Raw genomic sequence first — 14980 nt, 5'->3', positions numbered from 1 at the left:
CCCTTCGCCCCTCTGGGAGAAGGTGGCCCGCAGGGCCGGATGAGGGGGCTCCCGGCAAAGCCGGGAGGAGTTACTTACGCCATCACCGCCAGATTGGCGGAGCTTTCCGGCAGGTCTTCGCCGAACACGCGCTGATAGAATTCGGCCACCACCGGGCGTTCGAGTTCGTCGCATTTGTTGAGGAAGGTGAGGCGGAAGGCAAAACCGATATCGCCGCCGAAAATGACCGCATTCTCGGCCCAGGTGATGACGCCGCGCGGGCTCATCACCGTGGAAATATCGCCATTGATGAAGGCAGAGCGGGTGAGATCGGCGAGCCGCACCATATTGGAAATCTGCTTTCTGCCCTTCTCGCTTTCGCCATAGCTTTTGTTCTTGGCGAGGACGATGCCGACTTCCTTGTCATGGGGCAGATAATTGAGCGTGGTGACGATGGACCAGCGGTCCATCTGGCCCTGATTGATCTGCTGGGTGCCGTGATAGAGGCCCGACGTGTCGCCCAACCCGATCGTATTGGTGGTCGAGAACAGCCGGAAGGCCGGATGCGGAATGATGACGCGGTTCTGGTCGAGCAGGGTCAGCCGGCCCGATTGCTCGAGGACGCGCTGGATCACGAACATCACGTCCGGGCGTCCCGCGTCATATTCGTCGAACACCAGCGCCACATTGTTCTGCACTGCCCAGGGCAGGATGCCGTCGCGGAATTCGGTGATCTGCTTGCCGTCCTTGAGCACGATCGCGTCCTTGCCGACGAGGTCGATACGGCTGACATGGCTGTCGAGATTGACGCGGACCAGCGGCCAGTTCAGCCGCGCCGCCACCTGCTCGATATGGGTGGACTTGCCGGTGCCGTGATAGCCCTGCACCATGACGCGGCGATTATGCTGGAAGCCGGCCAGGATCGCGAGCGTGGTATTGCGGTCGAAGAGGTAGTCGGGGTCGACCGGCGGCACATGGCTGGTGCGTTCCTTATAGCCCATCACCACCATATCGGTGTCGATGCCGAACAGATCCCGCGCCTTGTATTCGGTGTCGGGCAGATTGGCGAATTCAGTCATGGCAAGGCTCTTGAAAAGGAAGAAGGCTTAAGGGACGGCGGGAGGCTCTATAGCAGCATTGTAACAAGGCGGGTAGCCTCGCCATCATCGCCGGCCGCTGCCGGCCCGGCATGGTTCAGCGGACCACGAAACCGTTTTTCTTGAGGTGGCTATAGGCCGCGATCACCGAGCGCAGGCGTTCCTCGGAGGACGCATCGCCACCATTGACGTCGGGGTGGTGCAACTTGACCAGGTTCTTGTAGGCGGTCTTGATCTCATCGGATTTGGCATGTTTGGCAAAGCCCAAGGTTTCCAGCGCACGGCGGTCCGGCTCGTTGAGCGGCTTCACCCGCTCCGCCGCAGGGCGCTTGGATTGCTGATAGCGATAGCGCGCGAAGACGCCGAACGGGTCACCATATTTGTCGCCCGGCTGCGCCGCCTGCCGCCCCGCCGCCCGCGCCGCGCTGGCATTGCCGGTGGCGAAGGTGGAGCGGGTTTCCGCCTTGGGCGGGGCATGCAGCGCCTCGTCCAGTTCCTCCGGGCTCATCCCGGCAAAGTAATTGAACGCCTTATTGTAGTGCCGGACATGTTCGAGGCAGAAATTATGATACTGCCCCTCCGAGCGAACACCCTTGGGCGCGCGGAACTCACCGGGCTCCTGACAGCCTTCCCAGTCGCATTTGATCGTGACCTCTTCCGGCTTTTCCTCCCGGCGCGGGCGAACACGGATGGAATCGAAGAGCTTGGATTGCGGTTTCATTGCGCCTAATTGTGCCTACAAACAGATATTGGAGCCGCCCCATGTCCATGACGGACACCATCAGAGCCAAGCTCACCGAAAAATTCTCACCCCTCCATCTGGAGGTGATCGACGAGTCCGAAAGCCATCGCGGCCATGCCGGCTGGCTCGAGGGGGTGCAAACCCATTTCCGCATCAGAATCGCGACCAGCGATTTTGACGGGCTCAGCCGCGTAGCGCAACACCGTGCCGTCATGGAAACGCTTGACGATGAATTGAAGAGCAGCGTGCACGCCCTCGCCATCGAGGTGCTGCCCTCCTCCTCACTTTAGACGTTGCGCATCTCCTCGAGATAGTTGCGCACCTTTTCCGGGTCGACATTCTTCTCGATGAAAGCCCGGCCAATCCCGCGCGTCAGGATAAAGGTCAGCGCCCCGCGCTGCACTTTTTTGTCCTGCGCGATGGCGGCCATCAATTGTTCGGTCGAGCCGAGCGTGCCGGGAATATCGGCCAAAGTGATGGGCAGCCCCGCGCGCTTCAGATGCGCTGACACCCGGCCCAGATCCTGCCCCGGCGCCAGCCCGAGCCGCGCCGAAAAGCCATGCGCCAGCACCATGCCGATGGCGACGCCCTCGCCATGCAGCAGCCGGTCGGAATATCCGGTATCCTTCTCCAGCGCATGGCCGAATGTGTGCCCCAGATTGAGCAGGGCACGCACGCCTGTTTCTTTTTCGTCCTCGATCACCACGCGGGCCTTGTGCGCGCAGCACCGGGCCACCGCCTCTCCCCGCGCCGGTCCCCCGGCAAGGATGTCATCGAGATTGGCATCGAGCCAGTCGAAGAAGTCCGGGTCGTCGATCAGGCCATATTTGGCCACTTCGGCATAGCCAGCGGCGAATTGCCGGCGGTCCAGGCTGTCGAGCGCCGAGAGGTCGGCCAGTACCAGCCGGGGCTGGTGAAAGGCGCCGACGAGATTTTTGCCATGCGGGGAATTGATCCCGGTCTTGCCGCCCACCGAGGAATCCACCTGCGCCAGCAGCGAGGTGGGCATCTGCACGAAATCCATGCCCCGTCGTGTGATCGAGGCGGCAAAGCCGGCCAGATCGCCGATCACCCCGCCGCCCAGCGCGATGACCATGTCGCCGCGCTCCAGCCGCGCGGCAAGGAGCCCTTCCACGACCTGTTCCAGCACGGCGTAATTCTTGCTGGCTTCGCCGGCCGGCACCATGATGACTTCAAATTGCAGGCCCGCTGAAGCGAGCGACGCCGCCAGCCGCGGCAATTGCGCCTTGGCGACATTCTCATCGGTGACGATGCCGTAGCTCCGGCCCGGAAAACGCTCCTTGAGGATCGCACCGGCCGCATCGAGCAGGCTTGGCCCGATCAGAATGTCATAGGCTCGGCTGTCCAGGGCGACATGAACCTTGTGATCGATCTGGATCATGATTTGTCCTGGTTGTTTTTGAGATAGTGGAGCACGGCATTGACCACGTCGCTGGCCACATTGTCCTGCGGCACGTCGCGGCTCACCACGGTCACATCCGCCTCGGCATAGATGTGATAGCGGTCAGCGATCAATTTTTCGAGCGTGGCCTTCGGATCGGCAGTCTTGAGCAGCGGCCGGTTGGAGCGCCGCGACACCCGCTCGAACAGGACGTCGAGATCCGCCTTGAGCCAAACCGACACCGCCTCGGCCTTGACCAGGCTCCGTGTCTCGGGGCTGACAAAGGCGCCGCCGCCGGTCGCCAGCACCAGATCCTTTTCCTTGAGCAATCGGGCAATCACCCGCATTTCACCGGCGCGAAACTCGGCCTCGCCGCGCTGCTCGAAGATTTCGGGAATGCTCATCTGCGCCGCGCGCTCGATTTCCTCGTCGCTGTCGACGAATTGCCGCCCCAGCCGGCTGGCAATCCGCCGGCCGACCGTGGTCTTGCCCGCGCCCATCATGCCGACCAGAACCAGCGGTTTTTCCGCCAGTTTGCTGGCCAATGCCCGGGCCCGGCCCTGCCGTGATCCGCCGTCCGTCCTGCTCACTTGCCGCGCCCCCTGATCATCGCCGCTATCAAGCGGGCCGGACCGGCCCTGTCAAGCGCGCAGCCCCCAAGGCTTGATCGCCTCCCCCATTTCCACCAAATTCACCGGCGGGAACCCGATGGCAACCTTTTGCCTCGAGACTTTACCCCAACGCGGCGCTCAGGACGATCATGCCCACCCTCTTTCGCTTGCTCATCACCCTGCTGTTTCTTGCCGGTCTTGCCTATGCCGGCATGTTCGCGCTCGTGACCTTTGTCGAGGTCAGGCCCAAGGAGGTCACCCAGCGCATCCCCACAAGGGATCTGTTGGGCGAAACCGGCGCGCCGGGTGGCGGCGGCACGATATTGCCGCAGCCCAATGTCACCTCGGCTCCGGCGACAGAGGAATGAGCGGCGCCCATCAGGTCTCGGCCTTTCTCGAAATGATGAGCGCCGAACGCGGCGCGGCGGCCAATACGATCGAGGCCTATCGGCGCGACCTTGCCGATTACACCGCCTTCGTCGCCGCGCAGAAGCAGACGCTGCTCACATGCCCCCGTGAAACCGTCACCGCCTGGCTCGACGATCTCAAGGAACAGGGTCTCTCCGCCTCCTCCTCGGCCCGCCGCCTTTCGGCTATCCGCCAGTTCCACAAATTCCTCTGCGCCGATGGCATGCGCGGCGATGACCCGACTCGGATCGTTGCCAGCCCCAGATCGCGCCGGGCACTGCCCAAAATCCTCTCCGTCGCCGAAGTTGATCGCCTGCTGGCCCTGGCAGAGGAACAAGCCAATGCCCCCGCCAGCCCGCAGAAGCAGCTTTCGGCACAGCGGCTCTATGTGCTGCTCGAAATGCTCTATGCCACGGGCCTGCGCGTCTCCGAGATGGTCAGCCTGCGCCGTGCTGCGGTGATGCGCGACGCCGCCCTCCTTACCGTCAAGGGCAAGGGCGGCAAGGAACGCATAGTGCCGATGAACGACCGCGCCCGCGACGCGGTACGACTATGGATCAAGACCCTGCCGCCCGGCCCCTTCCTGTTCCCGGCCAAGGGCGAGGAGGGCTATTTGTCCCGGCAGGTCTTTGCCCGCGACCTCAAAACCCTGGCTGGGCAAGTCGGCATTTCCGCGTCCCGCGTGGCTCCGCACGTTTTGCGCCACGCCTTTGCAAGCCACCTTCTCGCCGGCGGCGCCGACCTGCGCGTCGTGCAGATGCTGCTCGGTCATGCCGATATTTCCACCACGCAGATTTATACCCACGTGCTGGACGAGAAATTGCGCAATCTGGTGGAAAGCCACCATCCGCTGGCCGGCGGCTGACGGTTCGGCCAAGCGCGGGATACCTGTCGCATCAGCGTCGTCCCCATCAATCGCCAACCATTTCGCCGCATAACCTTGACTTGCGATTGCAGCCTCGCCACTTTCCGGCCACTTTAGAGCGCAACAGCAGCGCACGCGCTTGCGCGTCATAATTCAGACCCTTACGGGCGGTGGGATGCAGTCTTATCTCGATTTTGAAAAGCCGGTTGCCGATCTTGAGGCCAAGATTGTCGAACTCAAGTCGCTGGCGGCCGCTGACCAGGCCGTGTCCATCGACGAGGAAGTGAACCGGCTTTCCGCGCGCGCCGACGAAGCTTTGGTGGAAATCTACCGCAAGCTCACCCCCTGGCAGAAGACCCAGGTGGCGCGCCATCCGCAGCGCCCGCATTTCTCCGACTACGTGCGCTCGCTCATCACCGAATGGCAGCCGCTGGCTGGTGACCGCAAATATGGCGAGGACGCTGCCCTGCAGGCCGGCTTCGGCCGCTTTAACGGCATTCCCGTTGCCATTCTGGGCCAGGAAAAGGGCAATTCCACCGAGACCAGGCTCAAGCATAATTTCGGCATGGCCAATCCCGAGGGCTATCGCAAGGCAGTCCGGGTCATGGACATGGCCGACCGCTTCTCCCTGCCGGTCCTCTCCTTCGTCGATACAGCCGGCGCCTATCCCGGCATCGGCGCCGAGGAACGCGGACAGGCCGAGGCCATTGCCCGGTCCACCGAAAAGGGACTGGAACTGGGTGTGCCCAATCTCGCCATCGTCATTGGCGAAGGCGGGTCCGGTGGCGCCATCGCCATTGCCACCGCCAATCGCGTGCTGATGCTGGAAAATTCCATCTATTCGGTGATCTCGCCCGAAGCCGGCGCCTCGATCCTGTTCCGCGATGCCGGCCGCGCCCAGGACATGGCCACGGCCCAGAAGATCACCGCCCAGGACTTGCTCGGCTTCGGCGTCATCGACGCCATCATTCCCGAGCCTGCCGGCGGCGCCCATCGCCATCACGGCGTGATCATGGATGCCACTCGCGCCGCCATCGACACCTTCCTCAAGGATTTCGATGGCCGGTCGCGCCTGGAAACGCGCGAGCACCGCCGGGAAAAATTCCTCGCCATCGGCACCAGCCTCTGATTTTCGGACCATTGGCCAGGAAAAACGCCGCTTCCCTCCGGAGGCGGCGTTTTTTCTGGCCCCTATGCACACACATCGGCGTGAGCAGCCCGCCTATCCTTCTGGCATTTGCCTTCGGTAAAGGCTTCATTCACCGCCTTGGGTCATGTTGCGTAAACCAAACCCCGAACGGGGCAATGCTAGCTATCCGGGTCTCATCCTCGTGTCCGCTTCCCTCTTCCACCGCCTCGGCGCTTTCGTGATCCTCTGCTGGCTGACCGTGGGTCTTGCCGCCTGCTCCAGCTTCGTCAAGGCCGGCGATAATCGCCACAATCAGCCGCTTTCTGGCGCGGTGGTGCAGGGCCTGCGCAATATGGGCTCATCAGCCAATGAAGCCATGCTGGTGCGCATCTTCAAGGAAGAAGCAGTTCTGGAAGTGTGGAAGCGCACTGCTTCGGGCACGTACAAGCTTTTCAAGGCATACGAGATCTGCGCCTTTTCCGGCGAGCTGGGCCCCAAATTCAAGGAAGGCGACCGCCAGAGCCCCGAGGGCTTCTCGACGATCACGCCCGGCCTGTTGCACCCCAAATCCAATTATTACCTAGCCTTCAATACCGGCTTTCCCAACAAGTTCGACCGCGCCCATGGCCGCACCGGCTCCAATCTGATGGTGCATGGCGATTGTTCTTCCAGCGGCTGCTATGCCATGACCGATCAGGGCGTGGCCGAGATTTATGCCCTGGCCCGCGACAGCTTCAAGGGCGGCAATACCAGCTTCCAGCTGCAAATCTTCCCCTTCCGCATGACCACGGCCAACCTGGCCCGTCATTCCTCCAGCCCCCACATGGATTTCTGGAAGAACATCAAAACGGGCTACGATCTGTTCGAGCTGACCAAGACCCCGCCGGCCTGGGACGTCTGCGAGGGCCGCTATATCTTCAATCCGGCCTCCTCGGGCCCGCTCAATGCACTTGGCCCCTGCCCCCCGGTCATCGCCAATGCCGCCCTCACCGCCAAGCAGCAGGCCGACAATGCGACGCTGGCCAGCCAATCGGAGGCGGCGCAGAAAGCAACCGACCGCAAGGCGGCCGAGGACGCGGCGCTCAAGCAGCGCAGCGAGGCGGTCAGCGGTTTCTTCGGTGGTATCGGCGGCATGTTCGGCGGCAATCCCGGCCAGGATCCCAATATCAAGCCGGTCATTTCCGGAAAACCGGCGAGCCTGCCCACCCCGGCCAATGCGCGCCCCTAAGACCTCGGGCCGAAACGCGCATTCACGGTTTTCGGAAAATCCGCCGCGCAAGCAAGACACTTGAGCGGCTCGCGCTTCGGGGCGTGGCCTGTCTTATGGCATAGGCTTGGAGCCAAAGTTCGGCCCCACTTTGGTGGGAAGGCCGCACCAGGCGGCAATCGGAGAGAGCGTGTGGACCAGCCAGAACAGCAGCGCCTATCGGACGGCGCCGGGATCACGCTGATACCCGAAATGCGCCCCCTGTCGGACAATGCCCGCAATCTTGCGACGCCGGCAAAAGCGTCCCGCCTGTCCGTCTTCGCGCTGATCCTTGGCGCAATGGGCCTCATTGCGGGCCTTTCCGGCCTGGCGACTGCGGCCTGGCTGCATGAAGCGGGGCAGGTGGAAGCCCGCCGCCTCGCCTCCGAAATCGCCCAGCTCCGCGTCAGTCTCGATCTTTATGCCCGCGGCGCAGGCAATAATGTCCCCGCCCGGGCCGAGGGCGAGGCTTTGGCGGAATTGGCCAATCGCCTCGCCATTCTCGAGCGGGGACAGAGCATTGTGCCGCCCGCTGCGGCTGCCCTTGCCCCCGATCCGGCAGCGCCGGCCACCGCCGGCAACGAAGACTGCCTGCCCTCGGGCATGCGCATCCTCGTCGCCGAAGGCGACAGCTACCCGATCTGCGGGCAATCATCGATAATTAATGTGGCACAGGTCACCAATGGCTATATCGTGCTGGCAGACGGCACGACGATCGCCTCGGGCGGGTCCATCGTGCTGCCGGGCAGCCCCTCCTGCACCATAGGCGTAACCTCCGGTGGTGACGAGGGTCTGACCGGTTATGCCGAAATCCGCGTCACCTGCTGATTCTACTCAGCCAGCGCGCCGGCCTCCTCGGCCTCCTGCGCGTCGAACCGGGCCTTGAGCTCGGGATCTTCGATCACGATCTCGACGCCATCCATCAATTCCTCGACCTTTTCGCTGAAGGAGCGCATCAGCAACTGGTTCTGGATCTGGGGTGCCACCTGCTCGAAGCTGGGCGGGGCGGATTGCCGCTTTTCGGCCAGCTTGATGATGTGCCAGCCGAACTGGGACTGCACCGGTGCCGACACGTCACCCGCATTGGCCAGCCCGAAGGCCGCCGTCTCGAAGGGCTGCACCATCATGCCGCGGCCAAAAAAGCCGAGATCGCCGCCATTGGCCGCGCCCGGATCGATGGAGTTTTCCCGCGCCAACTCGGCAAAATCGGCACCGCTATCGAGCTGGGCCTTGAGTTCATTGGCCTTGGCTTCGTCCTCCACCAGGATATGGCTGGCGCGAATTTCGTCTTGCGGCGCGAATTGCTGGACGAAAGCGTCATATTCGGCGCGGGCGGCCTCTTCGGTCACGGCCCCGGCAATGGCTTCGTTGAAATAGGCCCGGCGCAGCGCCCGCTCCTCGAGATATTTCTGCCTCTGGGCAAAAATCTCGGTCTGGTCCATGCCCGCTTCGCGCGCCGCCTTGGACATGACCTTCATGTCGATGAGGATGCGCACGAGGAACGCCCGGCGCTCCTCCGGCGGCATCTGCGCCAGGTCCTGCGCCATGTCTTCGGCGGCAAAGGCAAGGTCTGCCTCGGTAATGGTCTCGTCACCCACGCTGGCCACCACTGCATTGGCATTGGCAATAGCCTCGCCCTGGGCCAGGGCGCTGGCGGCCGGCACCGAGGCCAGAAGCGCAACAAGGCTGACGGCGCGCATCAGGCGCAGGCTGGATTTCCGCATGGCGTCACATTTCTCCTTGGCCGGGCGAGACGCGCCGGCACGGTCAATCGGTCTGTCCCGTCCCGCCCGCATGCCAGAAAGGCCAAATTGTGCCGAGGACCGGAACGCTTACCTCGTCTTCACGCCTGCCTGTTAAGCCCGGAAACCATGAGACAGGCAGTGATGTGGCGGAATTCGCATACGTTGACAAGAGTGGACCCCACTCTTACATCTCACCCGCTTTTCCAGAGCATGGCCTGTTGCCGCGCCCGAGCGACGCGCAGCGGGAATGCAACACGAACACATTCGGGACCGTTAGGGATTCCCCAGTTGTGACGAGGCGGAATGGGCTGGCAGACGCGCCCATGTGACGACGCGCCGCCCGATCCACCGCCCCGCCGCCGACACAAGAAGGACCGCAAACATGCCACTAGCTGCGCTTGCCCGAAAAATTTTCGGGTCACCGTCCGACAGGCAGGTCAAGCAGTATCAGGGCAAGGTGGCGGCGATCAACGCGCTCGAGCCCGAACTGGCCAAGCTCGGCGACGACGCGCTCAAGGCGCGCACCGCCGAATTCAAGACGATGCTGGAAAACGGCAAGAAGCTCGACGATCTCATCGTTCCTGCCTTCGCCACCGTGCGCGAAGCCAGCAAGCGCGTGCTGGGCATGCGCCATTTCGATACCCAATTGATCGGCGGCATGGTCATGAACGACCGTTCCATCGCCGAAATGCGCACCGGCGAAGGCAAGACGCTGGTCGCGACCCTGCCCATGTATCTCAATGCGCTGACCGGCAAGGGCGCGCATCTGGTGACCGTCAACGACTACCTCGTCAGGCGCGACGCCGCCTGGATGGGCCAGATTTACGGTTTTCTCGGCCTGACCACGGGCGTCATCGTGCCCGGCATCAACGATGCCGACCGCAAGGCCGCCTATGCTTGCGACATCACCTATGGCACCAATAACGAGCTCGGCTTCGACTATCTGCGCGACAATATGAAATATACCCGCGCCCAGATGGTGCAGCGGGGTCATGAATTCGCCATCGTCGACGAAGTGGACTCCATTCTCATCGACGAAGCGCGCACGCCGCTGATCATTTCCGGCCCCGCCGAGGACCGCTCCGACCTCTATATCAAGATCGACGGGCTGATGCCGCTGATCGGCGAGGGCGATTTCGAGATCGAGGAAAAGCACCGCTCGGCCACCTTTACCGACCAGGGCGTGGAAAAGCTCGAAGCCGCGCTGGCGGAAGCCGGGCTGCTCAAGTCCGGCTCCATGTATGACGTGGAAAACGTCATCCTCGTGCACCATGCCAATTCGGCGCTGCGCGCCCACAAGCTGTTCCGCAAGGACAAGGATTATATCGTCCGCCAGAATGCGGAAGGCGGCGAAGTGGTCATCATCGACGAATTCTCCGGCCGCATGATGCCGGGCCGCCGCTATTCGGAAGGCCTGCACCAGGCGCTCGAAGCCAAGGAACACGTCAAGATCCAGGCCGAGAACCAGACGCTGGCCTCGATCACCTTCCAGAATTATTTCCGCCTCTACAAGAAGCTCGCCGGCATGACCGGCACCGCCGAGACCGAGGCCGAAGAATTTGCCGACATCTATGGGCTGGGCGTCACCACCGTGCCGACCAACCTGCCGGTGCAGCGGATCGACGAAGACGACGCCATCTACCGCACGGCGGAGGAGAAGTTCGACGCCATCGCCGACCTGATCAAGCAATGCCAGGAACGCGGCCAGCCGGTTCTGGTGGGCACGACCTCGATTGAAAAGAGCGAAATGCTCGCCGACATCCTCCGTAAGAAGAATGTCGGGCAGATGAACGTGCTCAATGCCCGCCACCACGAGCAGGAAGCCTTCATCGTCGCCGATGCCGGCCTGCCCGGCGCCATCACCATCGCCACCAACATGGCCGGTCGCGGCACCGACATCCAGCTCGGCGGCAATCTCGAAATGCGCATCCAGAAGGAGGCCGAGGGCCTCGAGGGCGAGGCGCGCGAGCAGAAGATCGCCGAGATCAAGGCCACGATCGCCGACGACAAGCAGAAGGCCCTGGCAGCAGGCGGCCTCATGGTCATCGGTACCGAGCGTCACGAATCCCGCCGCATCGACAACCAGTTGCGCGGTCGCTCCGGTCGCCAGGGCGACCCCGGCCATTCCAAGTTCTTCCTCTCGCTTCAGGACGACCTGATGCGCATCTTCCCCATCGAGAGCATGGATTCCATGCTCGGCAAGCTGGGGCTGGAACAGGGCGAGAGCATCACCCATCCCTGGGTGACCAAGGCCATTGAACGTGCCCAGGGCAAGGTCGAGGCGCGCAATTTCGACATCCGCAAGAACATCCTCAAATATGACGACGTGATGAACGATCAGCGCAAGGTGATCTTCGAACAGCGTCTCGAATTCATGGATGAAGACGATGTCAGCGAGACCATTACCGAGATGCGCCATGGCGTGGTCGAGAACGTGATCTCCCGCGCCATCCCGCCGCGCTCCTATCCCGAGCAGTGGAATGTCGAGCAGCTCGAAACCGCCGCCAAGACCTATCTCAATATCGACATCCCCGCCGCTCAATGGGCCGCCGAGGAAGGCATCGACGTCGAGACCATCGAGGAGCGCCTGCGCGCGGCCTCCGATACTCTGATCGCGTCCAAGGAAGAAAAATACTCGGCCAACATCATGCGTCAGGTGGAAAAGTCCATCCTGCTGCAATCGGTGGACGGGCTGTGGCGCGAGCATCTGGTCATGCTCGACCACCTCTCCAAGGTCGTCGGCTGGCGCGGCATCGCCCAGCGCGACCCGCTCAACGAATACAAGCAGGAAGCCTATGAGCTGTTCCAGGCCATGCTGGGCAATCTGCGCGAATTGGTGACCACCCAGCTCAGCCATATCGAGATTCAGATCCGCCAACCCGAGCCGCCGCCGGCTCCGGACCTGAGCCGGCTGACCTCCACCCATATCGATCCGACCACCGGCGAGAACGATGCGCTGGGCGACGATGTCGCCAGCCGCGACGGCCTGCCGCCCATCGATCCGAAACTCCTCCAGGGCGTCTCGCGCAATGCCCCCTGCCCCTGCGGCTCGGGCAAGAAGTTCAAGCATTGCCACGGCGCCTTCGCCTGAATGCGATGATGAAAAAGGGCGGCCCCGGGGCCGCCCTTCTTGCACCTGGCGCACCTTTGAGGCACATCAAGGCGAGATTTGCCCTAAAAGGTTTCCCCAATGGCCGCCCATCCGGTTTCGCCCCTCGCTCCCAAGACCTATCCTGACCTGCCGGCCATTGCAGGGGTGCGCTTTGCCACCGCCGAAGCCGGGATCAAGTACAAGAACCGCACCGACGTCCTGCTGATGGCCTTCGATGAAGGCACGGTCGTCGCCGGCGTCCTCACCCGCTCGAAATGCTCCTCGGCCGCCGTCGATTGGTGCCGCGCCAACCTGGCCGGCGGCAAGGCGCGCGGCCTCGTCGTCAATTCGGGCAATGCCAATGCCTTTACCGGCCTCAAGGGCCGCGACAGCGTCCGCCAGACCGCCGAAATCGCCGCCGGTGCCTTGGGCTGCCGGATCGAGGAGATTTTCCTCGCCTCGACCGGCGTCATCGGCGAACCGCTCGATGCCTCAAAATTCTCCGGCGTGCTCGACGAGACTGCCACCCGCATGGCCGACACGCCCTGGATCGAGCCGGCCAAAGCGATCATGACCACCGACACCTATCCCAAGCTCTCCGGCGCCGTGCTGGAGATCGACGGGGTCGAAATCAGCATCAATGGCATCGCCAAAGGCTCGGGCATGATTGCGCCGGACATGGCCACCATGCTGTCCTTCGTCGTCACCGACATGCCCATCGCAGCTTCGGCGCTACAGACTCTGCTGGCCCGTCACAACCAGACCAGCTTCAATTCCATCACCGTCGATAGCGACACCTCCACCTCCGACACCCTTCTGGCCTTCGCCACGGGCAAGGCGCCGGTCGAACCCATTCTGAGCCTCGATGATCCCCGCGCCGAAATTTTCGGCCAGGCGCTGTCGGATGTCCTGTTCGAACTGGCCATCCATGTGGTGCGCGACGGCGAGGGGGCTACCAAGCAGGTTTCCGTCCATGTCGAGGGCGCCGTCTCGGACGAGAGCGCCTTCCGCATCGCCAAGGCCATTGCCGATTCCCCGCTGGTCAAGACCGCCATTGCCGGTGAGGACGCCAATTGGGGCCGCGTGGTCATGGCCGTCGGCAAGGCCGGCGAACCCGCCGACCGCGACCGTCTTGCCATTCGCTTCGGCGATCTCACCGTGGCCCGCGACGGCGAGCGCGCCGCCTTCTATGACGAGGCCGCCACCAGCGCCTATATGAAGGGCGAAGACCTCGATCTGACCGTCAGCCTCGGCCTGGGGGACGGCAAGGCGACGGTCTATACCTGCGACCTCACCCATGGCTACATCACTATCAATGGCGACTACCGGAGCTAGATCGTTCCGCCTGTCACGGGAGCCTCGCTGGCTGGACGTCTTCGTTCCATCGTCATTGCCCGGCTTGTCCGGGCAATCCAATGCAAAGATCCCTCGCATGGGCCAGCCCGCCCTTGGGTGACGAGGATGGGTACAGCGCCTAAAGGCCGGAAGGATTTGAGGATGGCCCTCCCCGATTGCGCAGCCTTCGAACGGGCCGGCTTGAAAGCCTGGCCCGCCATCGAGCTCGATTGGGACGGCGCCTGGCTGCGCCGCGCCGCCAATGGCTACACCAAAAGAGCCAATTCGCTGCAATGCTTCGACCCTGCGGACAATGACAATGCCGCCGAACGTCTGGCCGCCGGCAAGGCCTGGTATGTCGAACGCGGCATTGCCCCCGTCATCCGCACCACCCCACTGCAAAGTTCGGCCTTGTCCTCCTGCCTCGACGCCCAGGGCTGGATCGGCATCGATGCGAGCCATCTCTACGCCATGCCGCTCCACGCCCACGAAGGCGAAGCCGAGGGCCGGATCACCGACCCGCTCGATCCCGTCTTTCTCGCCGCCCAGCAGCGTTTGCAGCATTATAGCGACGATATTGCCGACCGCTTCTCGCGCCTGCTCAGGGTCATAGCGGTTCCTGCGGCCGGAGTGCTGATCTTTCGCGACGGCGCGGTCGTGGCCTCCGGGCTCATGGCCATCGCCGACGGCATCGTCATCGCCGGCAATGTCGTCACTGACACAAGACGCCGCCGCCAGGGCCTGGGCGCGGCGATGATGCGCTCCGGCCTTGCCTGGGCTCATGCGCAGGGAGCCCGGATCGCGGCGCTCAACGTGCAGGCCGACAACGCCGCCGCCAAGTCGCTCTATGCTCGCCTCGGCTATGTTCATCAATACGATTATTCCTATCGCATCCCCAAGGACGCACGATGACCGAAAAACCGATCCTGCTCGTCGTGGCCTGCGCCCTGGTGGACGCGGACCGGCGGGTGCTCATCGCCCAGCGTCCTCAGGACAAGCATATGGGCGGGCTCTGGGAATTTCCCGGTGGCAAGCTGGAGCCGGGCGAAACACCCGAAGCCGCCCTGATCCGCGAATTGCGCGAGGAATTGTCCATCGAGACCAGGGAAGCGTGTCTGGCGCCCTTATCCTTTGCCAGCCATTCCTACGAGCACATGCATCTTCTGATGCCGCTCTATGTCTGCCGCAAATGGCAGGGCACGCCGCTGGCCGGGGAACATCAGGCCCTCAAATGGGTGCGGCCACAGGCCTTGCGCGACTATCCGATGCCGCCCGCCGATGAACCGCTGATCGCCGCGCTCTGCGACCTGCTCTGAGGCCCGCTCGTCGC

At 63.2% G+C, this 14980-nt stretch carries 15 protein-coding genes; 10 read left to right on the top strand and 5 right to left on the bottom strand.

Annotation, left to right across the window (positions count from 1 at the left end):
* Positions 1–74: 74 nt before the first annotated feature.
* Both cobS and H0482_RS07835 read right to left on the bottom strand, forming a co-directional pair.
* Positions 75–1058: a cobaltochelatase subunit CobS gene (gene cobS, locus H0482_RS07840; protein ID WP_193729484.1), complete on the bottom strand. Its 984-nt coding sequence runs from the start codon at positions 1056–1058 to the stop codon at positions 75–77.
* Positions 1059–1173: 115 nt separating this feature from the next.
* The gene (locus H0482_RS07835) at positions 1174–1797 is read right to left on the bottom strand and encodes a J domain-containing protein (RefSeq protein ID WP_193729483.1); all 624 of its coding nucleotides are present in this window, start codon (positions 1795–1797) and stop codon (positions 1174–1176) included.
* Positions 1798–1838: 41 nt separating this feature from the next.
* On the opposite strand from H0482_RS07835, the gene H0482_RS07830 reads away from it, so the two are divergent.
* The gene (locus tag H0482_RS07830) at positions 1839–2108 is read left to right on the top strand and encodes a BolA family protein (RefSeq protein WP_193729482.1); all 270 of its coding nucleotides are present in this window, start codon (positions 1839–1841) and stop codon (positions 2106–2108) included.
* On the opposite strand, the gene aroB is transcribed toward H0482_RS07830, so the two are convergent.
* Both aroB and H0482_RS07820 read right to left on the bottom strand, forming a co-directional pair.
* Positions 2105–3220, bottom strand: coding sequence for a 3-dehydroquinate synthase (gene aroB / locus H0482_RS07825; protein ID WP_193729481.1), 1116 nt, complete (start codon positions 3218–3220; stop codon positions 2105–2107). The genes H0482_RS07830 and aroB overlap by 4 nt on opposite strands.
* The gene (locus tag H0482_RS07820; protein ID WP_193729480.1) at positions 3217–3810 is read right to left on the bottom strand and encodes a shikimate kinase; all 594 of its coding nucleotides are present in this window, start codon (positions 3808–3810) and stop codon (positions 3217–3219) included. Before H0482_RS07820 ends, aroB begins: the two co-directional genes overlap by 4 nt.
* A gap of 170 nt (positions 3811–3980) precedes the next feature.
* Between H0482_RS07820 and H0482_RS17010 the strand changes: the two genes are divergently transcribed.
* The 5 genes from H0482_RS17010 (at position 3981) to H0482_RS07795 (ending at position 8307) form a co-directional block, all read left to right on the top strand.
* Complete coding sequence (locus H0482_RS17010) at positions 3981–4199, top strand: hypothetical protein (protein ID WP_407925704.1); 219 nt, start codon at positions 3981–3983, stop codon at positions 4197–4199.
* Positions 4196–5104 (top strand): site-specific tyrosine recombinase XerD, encoded by a 909-nt coding sequence (locus tag H0482_RS07810; RefSeq protein ID WP_193729479.1) that lies wholly within the window; start codon positions 4196–4198, stop codon positions 5102–5104. Before H0482_RS17010 ends, H0482_RS07810 begins: the two co-directional genes overlap by 4 nt.
* A gap of 175 nt (positions 5105–5279) precedes the next feature.
* Positions 5280–6233, top strand: coding sequence for an acetyl-CoA carboxylase carboxyltransferase subunit alpha (locus tag H0482_RS07805; RefSeq protein WP_193729478.1), 954 nt, complete (start codon positions 5280–5282; stop codon positions 6231–6233).
* A gap of 202 nt (positions 6234–6435) precedes the next feature.
* Complete coding sequence (locus H0482_RS17005; RefSeq protein ID WP_193729477.1) at positions 6436–7461, top strand: L,D-transpeptidase family protein; 1026 nt, start codon at positions 6436–6438, stop codon at positions 7459–7461.
* A 171-nt stretch (positions 7462–7632) separates the two neighbouring features.
* The gene (locus tag H0482_RS07795; protein ID WP_193729476.1) at positions 7633–8307 is read left to right on the top strand and encodes a hypothetical protein; all 675 of its coding nucleotides are present in this window, start codon (positions 7633–7635) and stop codon (positions 8305–8307) included.
* A gap of 2 nt (positions 8308–8309) precedes the next feature.
* Here the strand turns inward: H0482_RS07795 and H0482_RS07790 are convergent, their stop codons facing one another.
* Positions 8310–9203 (bottom strand): peptidylprolyl isomerase, encoded by an 894-nt coding sequence (locus H0482_RS07790; RefSeq protein WP_193729475.1) that lies wholly within the window; start codon positions 9201–9203, stop codon positions 8310–8312.
* A 403-nt stretch (positions 9204–9606) separates the two neighbouring features.
* Here H0482_RS07790 and secA point away from each other — a divergent pair, with 403 nt between their 5' ends.
* The 4 genes from secA (at position 9607) to mutT (ending at position 14966) form a co-directional block, all read left to right on the top strand.
* Entirely contained in the window at positions 9607–12315 is a 2709-nt protein-coding gene (gene secA / locus H0482_RS07785; protein WP_193729474.1) for a preprotein translocase subunit SecA, read from the top strand.
* 99 nt (positions 12316–12414) lie between these two features.
* Positions 12415–13650 carry a bifunctional glutamate N-acetyltransferase/amino-acid acetyltransferase ArgJ gene (argJ, locus tag H0482_RS07780; protein ID WP_193729473.1) on the top strand — a complete coding sequence of 412 codons (1236 nt, stop codon included), beginning with the start codon at positions 12415–12417 and terminating at the stop codon, positions 13648–13650.
* Between the two features lie 162 nt (positions 13651–13812).
* A complete protein-coding gene (locus tag H0482_RS07775) occupies positions 13813–14562 on the top strand; it encodes a GNAT family N-acetyltransferase (protein ID WP_193729472.1) in 750 nt (249 codons plus the stop codon).
* On the top strand, positions 14559–14966 hold the full coding sequence (mutT, locus tag H0482_RS07770; protein WP_193729471.1) for an 8-oxo-dGTP diphosphatase MutT: 408 nt from the start codon (positions 14559–14561) through the stop codon (positions 14964–14966). Before H0482_RS07775 ends, mutT begins: the two co-directional genes overlap by 4 nt.
* Positions 14967–14980: the final 14 nt, after the last annotated feature.

The sequence above is a fragment of the Devosia faecipullorum genome (assembly GCF_015158295.1).
GTDB classification, from domain to species: Bacteria; Pseudomonadota; Alphaproteobacteria; order Rhizobiales; family Devosiaceae; genus Devosia; species Devosia faecipullorum.
This window is presented reverse-complemented; position numbering and strand designations above follow the sequence as displayed.

What these genes read in the sequence shown, in the direction of transcription:
- H0482_RS07805 (WP_193729478.1), top strand. Translation starts at nt 5,280, where the DNA reads ATGCAGTCTTATCTCGATTTTGAAAAGCCGGTTGCCGATCTTGAGGCC.
- H0482_RS07835 (WP_193729483.1), bottom strand. Translation starts at nt 1,797, where the DNA reads ATGAAACCGCAATCCAAGCTCTTCGATTCCATCCGTGTTCGCCCGCGC.
- mutT (WP_193729471.1), top strand. Translation starts at nt 14,559, where the DNA reads ATGACCGAAAAACCGATCCTGCTCGTCGTGGCCTGCGCCCTGGTGGAC.
- aroB (WP_193729481.1), bottom strand. Translation starts at nt 3,220, where the DNA reads ATGATCCAGATCGATCACAAGGTTCATGTCGCCCTGGACAGCCGAGCC.
- H0482_RS07830 (WP_193729482.1), top strand. Translation starts at nt 1,839, where the DNA reads ATGTCCATGACGGACACCATCAGAGCCAAGCTCACCGAAAAATTCTCA.
- secA (WP_193729474.1), top strand. Translation starts at nt 9,607, where the DNA reads ATGCCACTAGCTGCGCTTGCCCGAAAAATTTTCGGGTCACCGTCCGAC.
- H0482_RS07775 (WP_193729472.1), top strand. Translation starts at nt 13,813, where the DNA reads ATGGCCCTCCCCGATTGCGCAGCCTTCGAACGGGCCGGCTTGAAAGCC.
- argJ (WP_193729473.1), top strand. Translation starts at nt 12,415, where the DNA reads ATGGCCGCCCATCCGGTTTCGCCCCTCGCTCCCAAGACCTATCCTGAC.
- H0482_RS07790 (WP_193729475.1), bottom strand. Translation starts at nt 9,203, where the DNA reads ATGCGGAAATCCAGCCTGCGCCTGATGCGCGCCGTCAGCCTTGTTGCG.
- H0482_RS07810 (WP_193729479.1), top strand. Translation starts at nt 4,196, where the DNA reads ATGAGCGGCGCCCATCAGGTCTCGGCCTTTCTCGAAATGATGAGCGCC.
- H0482_RS17010 (WP_407925704.1), top strand. Translation starts at nt 3,981, where the DNA reads ATGCCCACCCTCTTTCGCTTGCTCATCACCCTGCTGTTTCTTGCCGGT.
- cobS (WP_193729484.1), bottom strand. Translation starts at nt 1,058, where the DNA reads ATGACTGAATTCGCCAATCTGCCCGACACCGAATACAAGGCGCGGGAT.